This window comes from Aeromonas sp. 603404 (assembly GCF_049171775.1).
In the GTDB taxonomy this organism is placed as follows: Bacteria; Pseudomonadota; Gammaproteobacteria; order Enterobacterales; family Aeromonadaceae; genus Aeromonas; species Aeromonas veronii_A.
Window position 1 is genome coordinate 37,273 of the sequence record NZ_JAAKPE010000002.1, and the last position, 16,492, is coordinate 53,764.

The window sequence follows — 16,492 nt, forward strand, 5'->3', positions numbered from 1 at the left end:
TGGATGAAACTCAACAAACTGGCTGGTGTAATAGGATTTACCGCAGCAACCCTGTTTTCTGCCAGCACCCTGGCCTATGGTGTCGACAAGGATCTGCCGGATTACACTCCGACCAGCGGTATCTCAGGCAACCTGTCCTCTGTCGGCTCTGATACTCTGGCCAACATGATGACCCTGTGGGCAGAAGAATTTAAGCGTGTCTACCCCAACGTAAATGTCCAGATCCAGGCGGCCGGCTCTTCTACCGCACCGACCGCCCTGACCGAAGGGGTTGCCCAGTTTGGTCCCATGAGCCGCGCCATGAAGGCCGGTGAAATCGAAGCGTTCGAGAAGCGTTATGGCTACAAGCCGACCGCTATCCGCGTTGCCGTCGATGCCCTGGCGGTATTCGTCAACAAGGACAACCCCATCAAGGGGCTGACCATGCAGCAGGTTGATGCCGTTTTCTCCAGCACACTCAAGTGCGGCGAAGCCAAGGCGGCTACCAAGTGGTCTGATCTGGGTCTGGATGGCAGCTGGTCCGGCAAGGATCTGCAACTGTTCGGTCGCAACTCGGTATCCGGCACCTACGGTTACTTCAAGGAGCACGCGCTCTGTAATGGTGACTTCAAGAGCGGTGTGAACGAGCAGCCGGGTTCCGCCTCCGTGGTGCAGTCTGTTTCCGCTTCCCTCAACAGTATCGGTTACTCCGGTATTGGTTACGTTACCTCCGGCGTTCGTGCCATTCCGCTCTCCAAGGATGGCAAGACCTTTGTCGATGCTACTGCCGATAATGCCATCACCGGCAAATATCCGCTGTCACGCTTCCTGTACGTTTACGTGAACAAGCATCCGAACAAGCCGCTCTCTCCGATGGAGCAGGAGTTCGTCAAGATGATGCTCTCCAAGGCGGGCCAGAACATCGTTGCCAAAGATGGCTACGTACCGGTACCGGCCAAGGTGGTGCAGGCGGATCTGAAAAAGCTGGGCATCATGTAACCGCTTGCTGCCAGCATCTACTGATAAAACGAGCCCCAATCGGGCTCGTTTTGTTTTTGGTGACTGTCAGTTCTGTTAATAGCGCTGGATGGATGTTTTTCCGCCAGCCGGGGGCAGGTTCCCTTGCGTAGCAGGGCTGCATTTCCGAGAATAGGGCAACGTTATGGCAAAGGATCCCTTCATGATTGCGTCCCTCTCCAAGTTTGGCCTGGTAGCCCTCTGTAGTTCCCTGCTGGTCGCCTGCGCCCAGTCGCCGACTGGCCGCAGCCAGATGCTGCTCTACTCCCCCCAGCAGATGAACCAGCTTGGTGCCGACTCCTTCGAGCATATGAAAAAGCAGGAGAAGGTGAGCAAGGATGCCAAACTCAACGCCTATGTCTCCTGTGTCGCCAAGGCGGTGACCGCCCAGGTGCCGGCCAGCTATGGCATCACCAATTGGGAAGTGGTGGTGTTTGACTCCAAGCAGGTCAACGCCTTCGCCCTGCCCGGCGGCAAGATCGGGGTCTACAGCGGCCTGCTCAAGGTGGCCAAGAATCAGGATCAGCTGGCGACCGTCATCGGTCACGAGTTGACTCACGTGCTGGCCCAGCACTCCAACGAGCGACTCTCACGCAGCCAGTTGGCGGGGATCGGTCTGGCGGCTGCGGACATTGCCATGGGCACCAGCGAGTATCGCGGCGCCACCATGGCCGCCCTTGGCCTCGGGGTTGAGGTCGGAGTGATGCTGCCCTATGGCCGTACTCAGGAGAGCGAAGCGGATCGGCTCGGGCTTGAGCTGATGGCGCGCGCCGGATTCAATCCGGCCGAGGCGATCCCCCTGTGGCAAAACATGAGTGCCGCTGCCGGTGGCAACACCCCGCCGCAACTGCTCTCCACCCACCCGAGCAACGAGAACCGGATCGCCGAGTTGCAGGCGCAACAGGCGCAAGTGCTGCCGCTCTATGAGCAGGCCCGCGCCAATGGTCTGGTGCCCCAATGCAAGGCATAAGCCTGCGCATGGCGCGCAGCGATGATGCCGCCGCCATGACGGTGATGCAGCGAGCCAGCTGGCTCGCTGCCTATGGCCAGGTGCTCGGTGCTGACCTGCTGGAGCAGCTGGACGTTACCGCTCATCTACAGATTTGGCAGAGCCGTCTGGCCGAGCCGGGCCCAAGGCCCATGCTGCTTTGTCTCGATGAGGTAGTGATTGGCCTGCTCTATTGGCAACCACAGCAGGAAGCGGGGCAGAGCCATGCCCTGATCCGCGCTTTTTACCTCCATCCCGACCACTGGCGACAAGGCTATGGCAAACGGTTGTGGCAGGCGGTGGCTATGCAGATGCGCCGCGCCGGTTGTCATAGCGTCAAATTGTGGCTGCTCGATGGCAACCACATCGGCGAGGGGTTCTACCTGCGACGCGGCTTCGTCTTTGACGGCGCAGAGCGCACCCTGATAAGCCTCGGGCAGCCCTGCCTGCAGCGACAAATGAGCCGTTTGCTCTGATCACTCTCCCGTTTTTCGCCTTCGGTCACTTTATTTTTTTTGCGAATTAATACAATGTCCCCCTTGGAACAGAGTTGGATAAACACGGGCTGACAAGGGAGTGCTGGCATGTATTACGGCTTTGATATCGGTGGCACCAAGATCGCTTTTGCGGTCTATGACGGTGCATTGAACCTCTGCCACGAGGAGCGCATGAGCACCCCGGGCAACGATTACGAGGGGTTGCAGCAGCTGATCCGCTCCCGGGTCGAGCAGGCGGATGCCCGCTTCGGCGCACGGGGCTCGGTCGGCATCGGTTTTCCCGGGGTCATCAACAGCCACGATCACAGCATAGTGGCGGCCAATCTGCCCTCCATCAATGGTCGCCATCTGGGCGCCGATCTGGCCGAGTTGCTGGAGCGGCCGGTCAAGTTGGATAACGACGCCAACTGCTTCCTCTGGTCCGAAGTGCATCAAGGGGCAGCTGACGGCGCAGGCAGTGCGCTCGGCGTCACCATCGGCACCGGTATCGGCGGCGCCGTCTATTTGGCGGGCAAGCTTATTCAGGGGCGCAACTGGCTGGCTGGCGAGATTGGTCACTACCCCTTGCCCGCGACCATGCTGATGAAGTACCCCGATTTGCCCCGTCCCCGTTGCGGCTGCGGCCGTCTGGTCTGTTTTGAAACCTATGCCTCCGGCACCGGTCTGGAGCGTCTCTATCACCATTTCCATGGCCAGCGCGCCACGGGTCACCAGATTGTGGGGCGCTTCGAGGCCCATGAACCCAATGCGGTCGAGACGGTCGACTGCTGGCTGGAGATCATGGCCGCCGGGCTTGCCACCGCCATTTCGGTGATTGATCCCGAGGTGGTAGTGTTGGGGGGCGGCCTGAGCGGCTTGCCCGCCCTCTATGAACAGCTGCCGCTGCGTCTGCCCGGTCACTTGTTGCCCGGGGTCGCCCTGCCCGAGATCCGCCAGGCCCGCTTCGGCGGCGCCGGTGGTGTGCGCGGCGCAGCCTTGCTCAATCTATGAGATCAGATGTGGGGTCTGATCTCCCCGAAAAAGGAGTCCTCATGACCCGTCTTGAAATCTGTATCGACAACCTGGAATCCCTGTTCACCGCCCAGCGATCCGGGGCGGATCGCATCGAGCTCTGCTCTGCGCTGGGTCTGGGCGGCCTGACCCCCTCCTACGGTTTTATGCAGCAGGCGGCCCGCCATGCCACCGTGCCGGTTTATGCCATGATCCGCCCGCGTGCCGGGGATTTTTGCTTCAATGACGGCGAGTTCGAGATGATGCTGCAAGATATTGCGGCCGCACGCGCTGCCGGTCTGCAAGGGGTGGTGGTCGGTTTGCTGGATGAGGAGGGGCGGGTGCCTGCCGCCAAGCTCAAACAGCTGGTGGATGCAGCAGGACCGTTGGGGGTCACCTTCCATCGCGCCATCGACCTCTCCTCCGACTGGCGCCTCGATCTAGAGACCATAGTTGCTGCCGGTTGCGAGCGCATTTTAAGCTCGGGCCATGCGCCGACCGCGCTGGCTGGGCTGGAAACCCTGCAGGAGATGCAGCATGCGCTGGCGGGGCGTGCCAGCCTGATGCCGGGGGCCGGGGTCAATGCCGACAACGTGCGTACCATCATCGAGTTCACCGGGGTGAGCGAAGTACATATGTCCGGCATGGGCTGGCGCGGTGGCATGGTGCCGCACGGAGTGAATATGGGCACTTCGGATGATGGTCGGGTCAATATCACCGATGGCGCCAAGGTGGCCGCGGTCAGAGCCTTGCTGGATCGCGGTTAAGCAGATCGCCGCCGTTGGGCGGCGTTCATCCGCATCTTGTGTGAAGTTCCTCCCACTGACGGGGAAATCAGGGGCGCCCCCGGCAGCACCCCGGCCAAAAGTCTGATATCATCCCGCCTCTTTACTACATGGATCTGGAGCAACATCTCAATGTCCCAATACGACTCTATCGAACAGAAGGCCAGCTATGGCATCGGCCGCAACATGGGTGATCAGCTGGCGCAGCAAGCCTTCGCCGGTCTGGATATCCCGGCCCTGCAACAAGGTCTGGCAGATGCCCTGAATGGTCTGGAGTTCGCGGTCAGCCGTGACGATATCAATGATGCCTTCCAGGTGATCACTGCGCGTATGCAAGAAGAGCAGGAAGCCGCCGCCAAGGCCGCTGCTGCTGACGGCGAAGCCTTCCTGGCTGATAACGCCAAGCGCGCTGAAGTGAAGGTGACCGACTCCGGTCTGCAGTACGAAGTGCTGGTAGAAGGCAACGGTGCCGTTCCGGTAGCCGGTCAGTCCGTGCGTGTGCACTACCACGGTACCTTCACCCACGGTGGCGTATTCGACAGCTCCGTCGCTCGCGGCCAGCCGGCTGAATTCCCGGTGACCGGCGTGATCGCTGGCTGGGTTGAAGCGCTGCAGCTGATGCCGGTTGGTTCCAAGTGGAAGCTCTACATCCCCCACGATCTAGCCTACGGTGCCCGTGGTGCCGGTTCCATCCCGCCCTACTCTGCACTGGTATTTGAAGTCGAACTGCTGGACATCCTGTGATCCTGCTGGCTTGATGCAAACGGCGACCCTCGGGTCGCCGTTTGTTTTTGGGTTATGTGATAGACAGTATTTGTCGCGGCCAGCGGGCTGGAGAGCAGAAAAGGACGGCGTTTTTGCGCCATTGACTGGTTTTTTCAGAAACGGAAGCAGGCATACTGCGACTCATTAGAGAGGATAAGGAGAACCCGATGAGCAAGAAGATGAAGAAAGTAGCGGGGCTTGCTCTGTTGCTGCTGAGCATTCCGGCCAGTGCTGATGCCATGCGCTGCAAGAACGCTCTGATCACCGAGGGAGACACCACCGCCGAGATGCTGCTCAAGTGCGGTGAGCCGATGTTGCGTGAAGAGCTCAACCGCAACGAGGAGAACCAGTTTGGCAACATGGTGCAGGTCAAATATGGTGAACGCTGGACCTACAACTTCGGCAAGAACGAGTTCATGCGCTTTGTGACGGTGCGCAACGGCATCATTACCGATATCGAAAACGGCCCGCGCGGCCAGTAGCCGGCGGGCAAAGCATGGATGCACAACAGACAGTAGGGCAAGACCCTTTGACTCACATGTCCGGCAAGGGGTCGCGGTGACCAAGTTGTCTGACCGCCAGATTGATCTGGCGAGCCAGTCTTAGCCGCTGGCGGCAGGTCAGGCCATGGAGGCTGATCCTGCCCGCGTTGAATTCAAATGTCCCCAGCGACTCGATGGCAAAATAGCCTCGATGAAAGCTCTTGATGTAGCGAGCGATCTGCCGTGGGGATAACTGCTTGAATACCTTCATCACACGGTTCCCTGATTGCCTGGACAGGGCACACTATGGTGTCGGTCGATGACACTGATATGACGGTTTATAAAGATTTGCATGAATCCTTATTTTGCCAGTGAGCTCGGCAAATTGACGGCATCATCGAAAAAGTTGTGCCATGACAAACCACCGCACCGATATACTGCGGGCTTGAATGGAACAAATAAAAGGGCCTGTGCGTGGAATGGGTTGATGTGGTGGACGAGGATAACCGGGTGATTGGCGTGGCCGAGCGAGCCAAGGTGCGGCGGGAGAATCTCTGCCATCGCGCCAGCTATATTCTGGTGCTCGACGACGCGGATCGGATCCTGGTGCAGCGACGCACCCTCAGCAAGGATTTCTGCCCCGGCATGCTGGATGCCTGCGCTGGTGGCGTGGTCACCACCGGTGAGGAGATGGAGCGCTCCGCCCGCCGCGAGCTGGCCGAGGAGCTGGGGATTATAGATGTTCCTCTGCAGGGCTTTGGCAGCTTTTATGCGGAAGGGGAGGGCTACCGGGTCTGGGGTGGCCTCTTTAGTTGCCGTTATCAGGGGCCGCTGCAGTTGCAGGCCGAAGAGGTGAGCTCGGTGCACTGGATGAGCCTGGCCGAGATCGCCGAGCGTGCCAGCGACTTTACCCCCGACTCCCTGCTCGCCATCGCCACCTGGCAGGCGAGGCGCTGAACAATTTCATATATCCTCTTCTTCAGAGACAAGACGGGCAGCCTGATGGCTGCCCGTCTGCCTTTGTGCATTTAGTTGGTCTGCTACACCAGCTTGAGGCGTCGGTTGGTGCGCCCGCAAGCGCTCGGCTTGGCGAGCCAGTGCCCTTGCCAGTCGGTGGCTAGCCGCAGCAGCGGATACTCCAGATCGAGTCGGGTCACCACCAGCTGGCCGGTCTCGTCGCCGCTCACCGGCTCGCCGCTGGCGGGATCGATGATCTCGATGATGCAACTCTCGCTCACAATAAATCCCTCTCCTGGTCGGCTCTCGTAAGCCACTACCCCCACATCCTGCCACACCAGACAGTTGAGGGCCGCAATGCCGTGAATGGCGCGCAGCGGCGTGGTTTCCGGGTGAGTGGCTTCACACAGCAGTGCGCGGCGCAGCGAGTCGGTCGGGATGTCGGCCGCTTCGGCCGCTTCCAGCAGATCGAGCAGGGTCACCAGCGGACCGACGTAGCCGGTGGGTTGATAGCGCAGCAGCGCCTCCAGCTGGCGCTGGGTATCGTGGGGCCCGCAGGGCACCACGGGGGCGCCCAGCTGGCGGGCGCCGTTATCGAAAATAAAGGCGGTGGGGCCGGCATGATAGTCGTGGCCATTGAGTATTACCTCACCTGGCTTGAAGCCGGCGGCAAACAGTGCTCGAGCGGCCCCCCACCAGTCTGCTCCTGCATACTCGGGGATGGCCAGCTGGCCCGGACAGGAGAAGACCCGCAACGCCTGACTGGCGGGGCGGCCGGTGAGTCCGGCGAACGGAGGGTGAGCCTGCTGGGCGGCAAACAGCTCTTTGCTGTCGAGCAGTGGCAGGGTGGCCAGCTCTGCCAGATCCTCGAGGCGGCACTGGCGATAGACGCTGGAGTAACCGGCGCAATATTGACTGACATGGGTAAGCTGATGATTGAGCTGCTCCAGCTGCTGTTGTTCGCGCAAGGCGGGGGGGCGAATTTCCAGTCCATCGTAATAGTGCTGCATGAGGCCTCCTTGGTCGGCTGATCCTGCTCAAGGTTAGTTCAAATGATCCAAGCAAAGGGAGGTCTGTGTCACAGCTCGGCAGTGGGGTAGACTGGGGCCTCCTCCCTCCACTTAAGGACGAGCACAATGATTGCGATGGGTCAGACTCTGCCTTCGGGCGAATTTACCTTTATCACCGCCGAGGGCAAGCAGCTGCGGGATAGCCAGACGCTGTTCGCCGGTAAAAAAGTAGTGCTGTTTGCGGTACCCGGTGCTTTTACTCCCACCTGCTCCAATGCCCACCTGCCCGGTTATGTGGTGCTGGCCGATCAGTTTATGGCCAAAGGGGTGGATGCCATCTGCTGTCTGTCGGTCAACGATGCTTTCGTGATGCGGGCCTGGCAGACGGCCCAGAATGCCGAGGCGATCACCATGCTGGCGGATGGCGACGGCAGCTGGACCCGGGCGCTGGGTCTGGCCAAGGATACCGGCGCCTTTGGAGGTATCCGCGCCCAGCGCTTTGCGTTGATCGCCAACGATGGCGTGGTCGAGCAGCTGTTTGTGGAGGCGCCTGGCAAGTTTGAGGTCTCCGATGCCGCGAGTCTGCTGGCTGTGCTGTGAAATGTTAATCGCAGTTTGATTTCCCCTTGAAATGGGAGGCTGGCTCGTTACACTGGCGCCACTTTTGAATCGGGTCAGGAGCTTGTCCTGACTCTGTTGCTTACTGGCGATGGGATGGAGATGTTATGACCCTGGCTGTTGTTGCCCTGATTGCCGGACTGGCGCTGCTGGTCTGGAGTGCTGACAAGTTTGTGGATGGTGCTGCGGCGACCGCCCGTTATGCGGGGATGCCGCCGCTGCTGATCGGCATGGTGATCATCGGTTTTGGTACCTCGGCCCCGGAGATGGTGGTCTCGGCGCTGGCGGCGTCCCAGGGCAATCCCGGGTTGGCGCTTGGTAATGCCTATGGCTCCAACATCACCAATATCGCGCTGATCCTGGGTCTGACGGCACTGATCAGCCCTATCGCGGTGGCCTCTCAGGTAGTGCGCAAGGAGATCCCCATCCTGCTCGGTATTACCCTGCTCTCAGGTGCCCTGCTGATTGATGGTCATCTGGGCCGGATGGATGCGGTCATTCTGGGGGCCGTCTTCGTTGCCCTGATGGGCTGGTCCATCTGGGCTGGCATGAATGGCAAGGGAGATGCGCTGGATACCGAGACCGCCGAGGATATCGAGAGCGAGGGGATGTCCCTCAAGAGCGCCGTTTTCTGGTTGGTGGTCGGGCTGGTGCTGCTGATCGGCGCTTCCCGCCTGTTGGTCTGGGGGGCGGTGACCATCGCTCAGGCGCTTGGTATCAGCGATTTGGTGATTGGTCTCACCATAGTCGCGATAGGAACCTCCCTGCCGGAGCTGGCTTCGTCTCTCATCGCCATTCGCAAGAACGAGCATGATCTGGCCCTTGGCAACGTGCTGGGCTCCAACCTGTTCAACACCCTGGCGGTGGTGGGGATCGCGGCGGGTATTCATCCGTTGGATGTGGCGCCGGAAGTGCTCTCCCGCGACTGGAGCATCATGATGGGGTTGACCCTGCTGCTGCTGGTGATGTGTCTGGGCCGCAAGGGGCAGGGCCGTATCAACCGGTTGGAGGGGGGCGTGCTGCTCACCTGCTTCGTCGCCTACACCGGCTGGCTGCTGACCAGTCAGTTCGTCTAGCCAGATCTGGCAAGATAAAACGAAAGAGGGGAAGCCTGGCTTCCCCTCTTTGCATTCGGGTGTCGGTCTTAAGCGACGGCCACCAGTTTCTGCCCCTTCTGACTGCTGTCCAGAATGAGGATGCTCGCCTTGGGGAAGAAGTTGAAGGTGGAGGCGGAGGCCCATGTATAGGCGCCCATCACCTTGCCAACCACCAGTTCGCCGATAGCCAGATCGGGCAGCATGATGCCATCGCGGATCACGTCCACGCTGTCGCAGGTGGGGCCTGAGAGTACCGAGTTATGCAGCTCGCCACTGGCATAAGGCGTGCTCACCGGATAGGTGACGTGGTCATAGAGCTGGCCGTTGTAGCTGCCGTAGAGGCCATCATCCAGGTAGTACCAGATCTTGTCGCCACGGTGGGCCTTGCCCATCACGCTGGATACCGAAGTCATGGCCGGCGCACTGATAAAGCGGCCCGGTTCGGCAATCTTCTGCACGGTAGCGGGCAGCTTGGCCAGCGCTTCGCGGATCGGGGCGCAGAAGCCGTCGATATCGAACTCGCCCCCCTCATAATCGACCGGGAAACCGCCGCCGATATCCAGCACCCAGGGCTTGAGCCCGAGCGCCCAGGCTTGCTCCATGATCTCGCGGCAGGCGTCGATGGCCTGCACATGGCGACGGGCATGAGGCACTTGCGAGCCGACGTGGAACGACAGCCCCATCACCTTGATCCCCTTGGCGTGGGCCAGTTGCAGCAGCGGCAGCGCCTGCTCCGGAGTGCAGCCGAACTTCTTGGAGAGATCGACCTTGGTCTCGGGGTTCGGGAAGCTGACCCGCAGCAGCAGTTTCACTTCGTCCTTGTAGGGAATGAACTTCTCCAGCTCCAGCGGGTTGTCGTAGACAAACACAGTGCAGCCGAACTCCAGCGCATAACGGATATCGCTGTCGCGCTTGATGGGATGGGTATGAATGCAACGTCCCGGGCGAACCCCCTGACTGCGCACCAGATCCACTTCGCCATTGGTGGCCAGATCGAAACAGGCCCCCTCTTCCTTCAAGACAGAGACCACCGCCTCATGGGGCAGGGGTTTGAGTGCATAGTGCAATCGTACATCGGGCAGGGCGGCGGCCAGGGCCCGATACTGTTTGCGGACGGCTGCCTTGTCGAGCAGCAGCAGGGGGGAGCCGAATTGTTCAACCAGCTGACGGTAATCTTGTGCGACCACATCTTTTGCAACCAGGGTCTCGTTCATTCTCTTTTGGTCATCCTTAGGGGGCGTGATATGCCCAAGCCATATGCGATTGAACCGGCGACGGCCGGGTCAGGCGAGCGGTCCGGTGGGACCAACCGAACACAGTGCATAAATTGATAACAAAGTGCTTGGTTATGCGGCGGATTATCGGCTTATTGATTCTGTGTGCAAGCATTTTGATTGGATATGTCGGCAAGATTTTCTTGGCGAAACGAGAGGGATCACTGTTCTCTATCCGCCATTTTTCCCGTTTGGGCCACATTTGATCCGTGAAAGCCTAACTTGTTGATAGTTAACTAACATTTAACATTCTTGCTGCGATTCTGGTGGTCACTAAAAAAATATAAATGGGGGCGGCCAAGTGCGAGACAGCTCACATTTTTTGGATTAACATGCCGACTTCCTAATCCAAACTAGTTCGGATGAAGGTAGCAGGAGAGCGATGGGCAACCATCCACCGAAGAAGTGAATCTTTCAGGTACCGGGCAACCGGTGTGGACTGCTACTGGACGATACTCTGGAGAGACCCGTTAAATCGGGCGCCGAAGGAGCAAGGCACCATGACTACCCGCAAGGGCAGGCTGGCGCCGGAAACTCTCAGGCAAAAGGACAGAGGGGATGGGATGGTTGTACCTGGGCTTGGCCCGCATCCGATCGCCTCTGGCCGATCGCGACACCTATGGGAAGATCATCCTTCTCCTCCTTAATTTATGTTTCTTAAGGAGGATGCATGTCATCAATTCAATCGGCGTTAACCGCCATCGATAGTTTTATCTGGGGGCCGCCCCTGCTGATCCTGCTGGTCGGGACCGGTATCTATCTCACCCTGCGTCTGGGTCTGCTTCAGGTGGTGCGCTTGCCGCTCGCTCTGCGGCTGGTCTTTGGCCGCGATCAGGGGCAGGGCAAGCAGGGGGATGTCTCCAGCTTCGGCGCCCTCTGTACCGCCCTCTCTGCCACCATTGGCACCGGTAACATCGTCGGGGTGGCTACCGCCATCAAGCTCGGCGGCCCCGGTGCCCTGTTCTGGATGTGGATGGCGGCACTGTTCGGCATGGCTACCAAGTATGCCGAGTGCCTGCTGGCGGTCAAATACCGCGAGCAGGATGCCAACGGCCAGATGGCTGGCGGCCCCATGTACTATCTGGAGAAGGGGCTCGGTTCCAAACCGCTCGCCAAGCTGTTTGCCCTGTTCGGTATCGGCGTGGCCTTCTTCGGCATCGGTACCTTCCCGCAGGTCAATGCCATCTCCGATGCCATGAGCCTCTCCTTCTCGGTGCCCCGTGAAGCGACCGCCGTGGTGCTGACCCTGATCGTGGCGCTGGTGACCCTGGGAGGGATCAAATCCATCTCCAGCGTGTCGAGCAAGGTGGTGCCCTTCATGGCCATCTTCTACATCGTCGCCTGTCTGGGTGTGCTGGTGAACAACGCCAGCGCCTTGCCCGATGCCGTCATGCTGGTTATCGAGAGTGCCTTCACCGGCCATGCGGCGACCGGCGGCTTCGTCGGTGCCAGCATCATGCTGGCCATTCAGTCCGGGGTGGCGCGCGGGGTCTTTTCCAACGAATCGGGACTGGGCTCTGCGCCCATCGCGGCGGCGGCGGCCAAGACCGATTCGTGCGTGGAGCAGGGGCTGGTCTCCATGACAGGTACCTTCATCGACACCATCATCATCTGCACCATGACCGGCCTGACCCTGGTGGTGACCGGCGTGTGGAGCGGCGATGCAAGCGGCGCGGCCATGACCAGTCTGGCCTTTGCCCAGGGGCTCGATGCTCATGTCGGCCAGTATCTGGTGAGCATTGGGCTGCTGTTCTTCGCCTTTACCACCATCCTTGGCTGGAACTACTACGGCGAGCGCTGCACCGAGTACCTGTTCGGGGTGAAGGCGATCAAGCCCTATCGTCTGGTCTATCTGGCGCTGGTGGCGAGCGGTGCTTTCCTCCATCTGGACATGATTTGGCTGCTGGCCGATATCGTTAACGGCCTGATGGCGGTGCCCAACCTCATCGGCCTGATTGGCCTGCGCCATGTGGTGATCGCCGAGACCCGCGCCTACTTTAGCCGGGATCTGGATAGCGAAGCCGAGCCGGAGCCGCAGACGGCCTGAACGCCTCAGCCCGTTTCGCGTTCCCATTGAAAAGAACAAGCCACGACTCCGGTCGTGGCTTTTTTTGTGCGCAGTGTCTATGGACGGTGATTTTCCCTCTCCCTTCGGAATAAGGTCAGGATGGGGGGGATAGCCCCTCGCTCAGCAGGCTATCCAGACGTGCTCGCACTTTCTCTACCAGTGCCTGATCGCTACCGCGCCAATCGATGCAGCTTGCCAGCGTGGTGGAGGTTCCCGCCATAAAACGCAGCTCGCCGCCCGCCAATTCGTAGAAGCGGCTCGCCATCCTGGTTCCCTCATCCACATCACCCGCCACCAGCAGCATGGCTTGCGCCAGCACGGCGCCCTGGTGATCCTGCCCCGGCGCCAGCCAGCGCTGGGCGGTACCGGTGATCTTGCGTCCCCCGATCACCAGATTGTACTGACCATCGCAAAAGGATCCGGGCACGAAGTCATAGCTTCCCTCAAGGCCGTACTCTGCCAGCAGGGTCAGCAGCGGCGCCCCCAGCAGCCGGTAGTAGTGGGCGAGGTCTGTGGTCGTGCGGGGCAGCAGCAGGGATAGGTTGAGGATCCCCGCCCCGTGGGGCACGGCGGTACCGCCGCTGTCGCGCACATGTACCGGCCAACCTTCAGCTGCAAGTTGCTGGCAGGCGGCTTCGTAATGGGGGAGGCGGGTATCTTTGCGAGTGACAATCAGGCATTGGGGCGCCTGCCAGAGGTGAGCGCGGGGCTGGCCGTCATGGGCACAGTCGCGCAGCCAGCGCTGCTCTTGCGCCAGTATCTGTGCGGGTGAAGCGGTATCGGGAAGGGGGGAGAGCAGGCGATAGGGCATGGCGGCATCCTCAAAAAAGGCTGCCCAGCACACTACCCGTGGCGACTGGCAAGGTAAAGCCCCGCAGTGCGGGGCTGTTTGCTATCGGTAGACGGTGTCTCAGGAGTGGCGCGCTTCGCGCTTGGGCAGCAGCAGGTTGAGCACGATGGCGGTAATGCCACCGGTGGCGACGCCGTAGGAGAGTACGCTCTTGGCCAGCTCCGGGAGGTGTTGCAGCACTTCCGGCACCTGCGCGACTCCCAGCCCCATGGCCAGCGACACTGCCAGGATCATCAGGGCGCGGCGATCCAGCTCCTCGCGGGCAATGATGCGCACGCCAGCGGCGGCGATGGTGCCAAACATGACGATGGTCGCTCCGCCCAGCACGGGCTCGGGGATCTGTTGCACCAGACTCGCGACCGCCGGGAACAGGCCAAGCAGCGCAAGCATGGCGGCGATAAAGAGACCGACGTGGCGGCTGGCGACGCCGGTCAGCTGAATAACGCCGTTATTCTGGGCGAAGGTGGACATGGGGAAGGTGGAGAACACCGCCGCCAGCATGGAGTTGGCACCATCAGCCAGCACGCCGCCTTTGATCCGCTCCATATAGACAGGCCCTTCCAGTGGCTCGCCGGAGATATCCGAGGTGGCGGTCATGTCGCCGATCGCTTCGAGCGCCGTCACCACGAAGATGATGGCGAGCGGCACGAACAACTGCCAGTCAAAGCCGAGGCCGTAGTGGAGCGGAATGGGCACCATCACCAGCGGGCCGTCGAAGGTGGGGGCGCTCACTTTGCCCAGCAACAGCGCCACGGCATAGCCCGCCAGCATGGCGATCATGATGGCGGAGAGGCGCAACCAGGGGTTGCGACTGCGTTGCAGCAACACGATAAGGCCGAGCACCAGCAGGGAGAGGAAGAGGTTGGTGTGACTGGCGAAGCTGCCATCAGAGAGGGCTGCATAGCCGCCGCCCATGCTGATGAGACCTACCTTGATCAGGGTCAGGCCGATCAGCAGCACCACTATGCCGGTCACCAGCGGGGTGATGATCCGTTTCACCAGATGGAGGAAGCGGCTCATCACCACGATAGTGAGTGCGGCAACCATCATGGTGCCAAACAATGTGCCCAACAGATCCTCGGTGGGCATGGCGGCCTGTTTGAGGGCGAGACCTGAGGCGATGATGGGGCCGAGGAAGTTGAAGCTGGTGCCTTGCACCGAGAGTAGGCCGGAACCGATGGGGCCGAAGCGGCGGGTTTGAATGAAGGAGGCGATGCCGGACATGACCAGCGACATGGAGACGATATAACGGGTGTCGGCGGCAGGGAGGCCGAGGGCATTGGCGATAATCAGGGGCGGGGTAATGATGGCGACAAACATGGCGAGCATATGCTGCAAGGCGGCGAACAGCGTCTGGGGCAGAGGCGGGACATCCTCTATGCCATAGACCAGTTCGCTATGGGCTCGCCTGGGTGGATGTGCCTCTCGATTGGCGCGTGTGACAGCAGCCTGTTCCATAAGTACCTCGAATTGTGTGGGGAGGGGGAGAAAATTGGGCGCTATTGTAGTGATTGAAATGAGGCTGACCAGCGCTAATTATGCAAAAAAAGGTTTATTTTTTGATGGGTTGAAACGTTTGCGCGCTGCGATTATCATCTGTCGGTTTGTGTGACCGACCTCTCCTTTTTATTCTCCCCGCTAATGACATTTTTACCACTTTGTAGGTGTAGAATGAGCCCTCAGTATTCATCGTGGAGACTCTGGATGCTCAAGTTGTCAGAGTTCTGGAGTGCGAGGGTTCACTCCGAAGACTTTACTCGTACTCGCATGGGGTTTATGACGGTGCGTTTGCGTCTGCTGACCTGCTTGCTGATGCTTGGATTGCCCGCCTGGGCCGTGGTGGATTGGTTGACCTTGCCTGCCGTTCATTTCGAGCAGCTGTTCCAGGCCAGGATCTTCTGCACTCTGGCGCTCTCGCCACTTATTCCGCTCTCGTATCTCATCCACTTCAAGCGGGAGCGGATGAAGCTGGCCCTTGGCTACCTGATGGCCGTGATGATGCTCTTCTCCCTCTTCTGCCTGAACAGCTTTGGCGCCGGACAGGAGTTGCAGGCGGGCTATGCGGCCTTTCCCTATCTGCTGATCACCCTGTTTGCCATCTTCCCCATCCCCCTCTCCCTCGGCTTGCAACTGGCAGGTGTGGTGCTGGTGACCATGCTGCTGGGTCACTGGCTGCTGGTGGGCCAGAGCATCTGGAGTCAGGCCACCCTGAATCAGGTGTGGGTGCTCGGCATGTTTACCATGGCCAGTTGCTGGGTGCAGTGCGGCCAACTCAACATGCTGCTGCGGCTCTATCGGGAATCGACCACCGATGAGCTGACCGGCATGATGAACCGCCGCCTGCTGATGAAGCAACTGGAGCAGGCCAGAATCCGGCTGCAACTCAAGAAGAAGCCCTTTGCGGTGATGCTGCTGGATCTCGATCGCTTCAAGCGGATCAACGATATCTACGGCCATCTGGCGGGGGATGCAGTGCTCAAGGAGGTGGCTACCACCCTGGGCGAGCAGCTGGAGTCTGACATGGTGCTGGGGCGTTATGGTGGTGAAGAGTTTGCCATCCTGATGCACAACTGCGCCGATCCGGCGCTGGCGAGCAAAATGGCCGAGCGGCTGCGCATTGCCGTCGAGGCGCGGCTGGTGAAGAGCCCCACCTCGGACGAATTGCTGGAGGTGACGGTGAGTATCGGGATTGCCATGGCTCGTTCCGATGACACCATCGATATTCTGATCAACCGTGCCGACGAGTGCCTCTACCAAGCCAAGATGGCGGGACGCAACTGCGTGGTGGTCGAGGGGCAGAACCGCGCAAAAACAGATGCCGCCTGAGGGCGGCATCCTGTTGGCAATGAGCTGGTGCGATCAGGCCAGCTTGTACTTGCCGGAGAGCTGCTGAGCCAGCAGCTTGAACATGTTGAAGACCGCCATGGTCTTGCCGGTCGGGGTGCCGTCTTCGGCCAGGAAATACTCCCCCTTGAACACCAGAATATCCCCCTTCTGCTCCACCGAATCGGCGCGCATACCGTGGATGAAGTCTTCATGCTCTTTGATGATCTTGTTGGCCATCTCAAGCAGGGCCGTCTCGGTGATCAGCTCTTTCTGTGGTTGCATGCTCGTC

The 16,492-nt window shown here is 60.2% G+C and carries 18 protein-coding genes and 1 riboswitch; of the genes, 12 read left to right on the forward strand and 6 right to left on the reverse strand.

The window, feature by feature from the left end:
- Positions 1–3 precede the first annotated feature (3 nt).
- The 7 genes from G5306_RS04070 to G5306_RS04100 all read left to right on the forward strand — a co-directional run bounded on the left by G5306_RS04070 (position 4) and on the right by G5306_RS04100 (position 5,503).
- A complete protein-coding gene (locus G5306_RS04070) occupies positions 4–978 on the forward strand; it encodes a PstS family phosphate ABC transporter substrate-binding protein (protein WP_216951835.1) in 975 nt (324 codons plus the stop codon).
- 181 nt (positions 979–1,159) lie between these two features.
- On the forward strand, positions 1,160–1,966 hold the full coding sequence (locus tag G5306_RS04075) for a M48 family metallopeptidase (RefSeq protein WP_216951834.1): 807 nt from the start codon (positions 1,160–1,162) through the stop codon (positions 1,964–1,966).
- A complete protein-coding gene (locus tag G5306_RS04080; RefSeq protein WP_064337029.1) occupies positions 1,954–2,460 on the forward strand; it encodes a GNAT family N-acetyltransferase in 507 nt (168 codons plus the stop codon). The genes G5306_RS04075 and G5306_RS04080 overlap by 13 nt, the downstream gene beginning before the upstream one ends.
- 108 nt (positions 2,461–2,568) lie before the next feature.
- Positions 2,569–3,471 carry an ROK family protein gene (locus tag G5306_RS04085; protein WP_421312440.1) on the forward strand — a complete coding sequence of 301 codons (903 nt, stop codon included), beginning with the start codon at positions 2,569–2,571 and terminating at the stop codon, positions 3,469–3,471.
- A gap of 41 nt (positions 3,472–3,512) precedes the next feature.
- On the forward strand, positions 3,513–4,238 hold the full coding sequence (locus G5306_RS04090; RefSeq protein WP_421312441.1) for a copper homeostasis protein CutC: 726 nt from the start codon (positions 3,513–3,515) through the stop codon (positions 4,236–4,238).
- Between the two features lie 150 nt (positions 4,239–4,388).
- Positions 4,389–5,000: an FKBP-type peptidyl-prolyl cis-trans isomerase gene (locus G5306_RS04095; RefSeq protein WP_005338405.1), complete on the forward strand. Its 612-nt coding sequence runs from the start codon at positions 4,389–4,391 to the stop codon at positions 4,998–5,000.
- Between the two features lie 188 nt (positions 5,001–5,188).
- The gene (locus tag G5306_RS04100) at positions 5,189–5,503 is read left to right on the forward strand and encodes a DUF2845 domain-containing protein (RefSeq protein ID WP_005338404.1); all 315 of its coding nucleotides are present in this window, start codon (positions 5,189–5,191) and stop codon (positions 5,501–5,503) included.
- Positions 5,504–5,555: 52 nt separating this feature from the next.
- Here G5306_RS04100 and G5306_RS04105 read toward each other — a convergent pair whose 3' ends face one another.
- Complete coding sequence (locus G5306_RS04105) at positions 5,556–5,774, reverse strand: DUF1107 family protein (protein WP_005338403.1); 219 nt, start codon at positions 5,772–5,774, stop codon at positions 5,556–5,558.
- 203 nt (positions 5,775–5,977) lie between these two features.
- Between G5306_RS04105 and yfcD the strand changes: the two genes are divergently transcribed.
- Positions 5,978–6,460, forward strand: a complete 483-nt coding sequence (gene yfcD, locus G5306_RS04110) for an NUDIX hydrolase YfcD (RefSeq protein ID WP_421312442.1) — start codon at positions 5,978–5,980, stop codon at positions 6,458–6,460.
- A gap of 83 nt (positions 6,461–6,543) precedes the next feature.
- On the opposite strand, the gene G5306_RS04115 is transcribed toward yfcD, so the two are convergent.
- Entirely contained in the window at positions 6,544–7,470 is a 927-nt protein-coding gene (locus tag G5306_RS04115; protein ID WP_421312443.1) for a phenylacetate--CoA ligase family protein, read from the reverse strand.
- 126 nt (positions 7,471–7,596) lie between these two features.
- Here G5306_RS04115 and G5306_RS04120 point away from each other — a divergent pair, with 126 nt between their 5' ends.
- Positions 7,597–8,070, forward strand: coding sequence for a peroxiredoxin (locus G5306_RS04120; RefSeq protein WP_100646526.1), 474 nt, complete (start codon positions 7,597–7,599; stop codon positions 8,068–8,070).
- 125 nt (positions 8,071–8,195) lie between these two features.
- Positions 8,196–9,164: a calcium/sodium antiporter gene (locus G5306_RS04125; protein WP_216951830.1), complete on the forward strand. Its 969-nt coding sequence runs from the start codon at positions 8,196–8,198 to the stop codon at positions 9,162–9,164.
- Positions 9,165–9,232: 68 nt separating this feature from the next.
- Here the strand turns inward: G5306_RS04125 and G5306_RS04130 are convergent, their stop codons facing one another.
- The gene (locus G5306_RS04130) at positions 9,233–10,399 is read right to left on the reverse strand and encodes a type III PLP-dependent enzyme (protein WP_058059164.1); all 1,167 of its coding nucleotides are present in this window, start codon (positions 10,397–10,399) and stop codon (positions 9,233–9,235) included.
- Between the two features lie 507 nt (positions 10,400–10,906).
- Positions 10,907–11,022, forward strand: a riboswitch (glycine riboswitch).
- A 107-nt stretch (positions 11,023–11,129) separates the two neighbouring features.
- Between G5306_RS04130 and G5306_RS04135 the strand changes: the two genes are divergently transcribed.
- Complete coding sequence (locus tag G5306_RS04135; RefSeq protein WP_005338391.1) at positions 11,130–12,506, forward strand: alanine/glycine:cation symporter family protein; 1,377 nt, start codon at positions 11,130–11,132, stop codon at positions 12,504–12,506.
- A 115-nt stretch (positions 12,507–12,621) separates the two neighbouring features.
- Here the strand turns inward: G5306_RS04135 and G5306_RS04140 are convergent, their stop codons facing one another.
- Positions 12,622–13,338: a lipoyl protein ligase domain-containing protein gene (locus G5306_RS04140; protein WP_335832202.1), complete on the reverse strand. Its 717-nt coding sequence runs from the start codon at positions 13,336–13,338 to the stop codon at positions 12,622–12,624.
- A 99-nt stretch (positions 13,339–13,437) separates the two neighbouring features.
- Complete coding sequence (locus G5306_RS04145) at positions 13,438–14,835, reverse strand: nucleobase:cation symporter-2 family protein (RefSeq protein WP_040066712.1); 1,398 nt, start codon at positions 14,833–14,835, stop codon at positions 13,438–13,440.
- 246 nt (positions 14,836–15,081) lie between these two features.
- Here G5306_RS04145 and G5306_RS04150 point away from each other — a divergent pair, with 246 nt between their 5' ends.
- The gene (locus G5306_RS04150) at positions 15,082–16,203 is read left to right on the forward strand and encodes a GGDEF domain-containing protein (protein ID WP_201991740.1); all 1,122 of its coding nucleotides are present in this window, start codon (positions 15,082–15,084) and stop codon (positions 16,201–16,203) included.
- Positions 16,204–16,236: 33 nt separating this feature from the next.
- Here the strand turns inward: G5306_RS04150 and G5306_RS04155 are convergent, their stop codons facing one another.
- Positions 16,237–16,485, reverse strand: coding sequence for a YciN family protein (locus tag G5306_RS04155; RefSeq protein WP_005338382.1), 249 nt, complete (start codon positions 16,483–16,485; stop codon positions 16,237–16,239).
- Between the last annotated feature and the right edge of the window lie 7 nt (positions 16,486–16,492).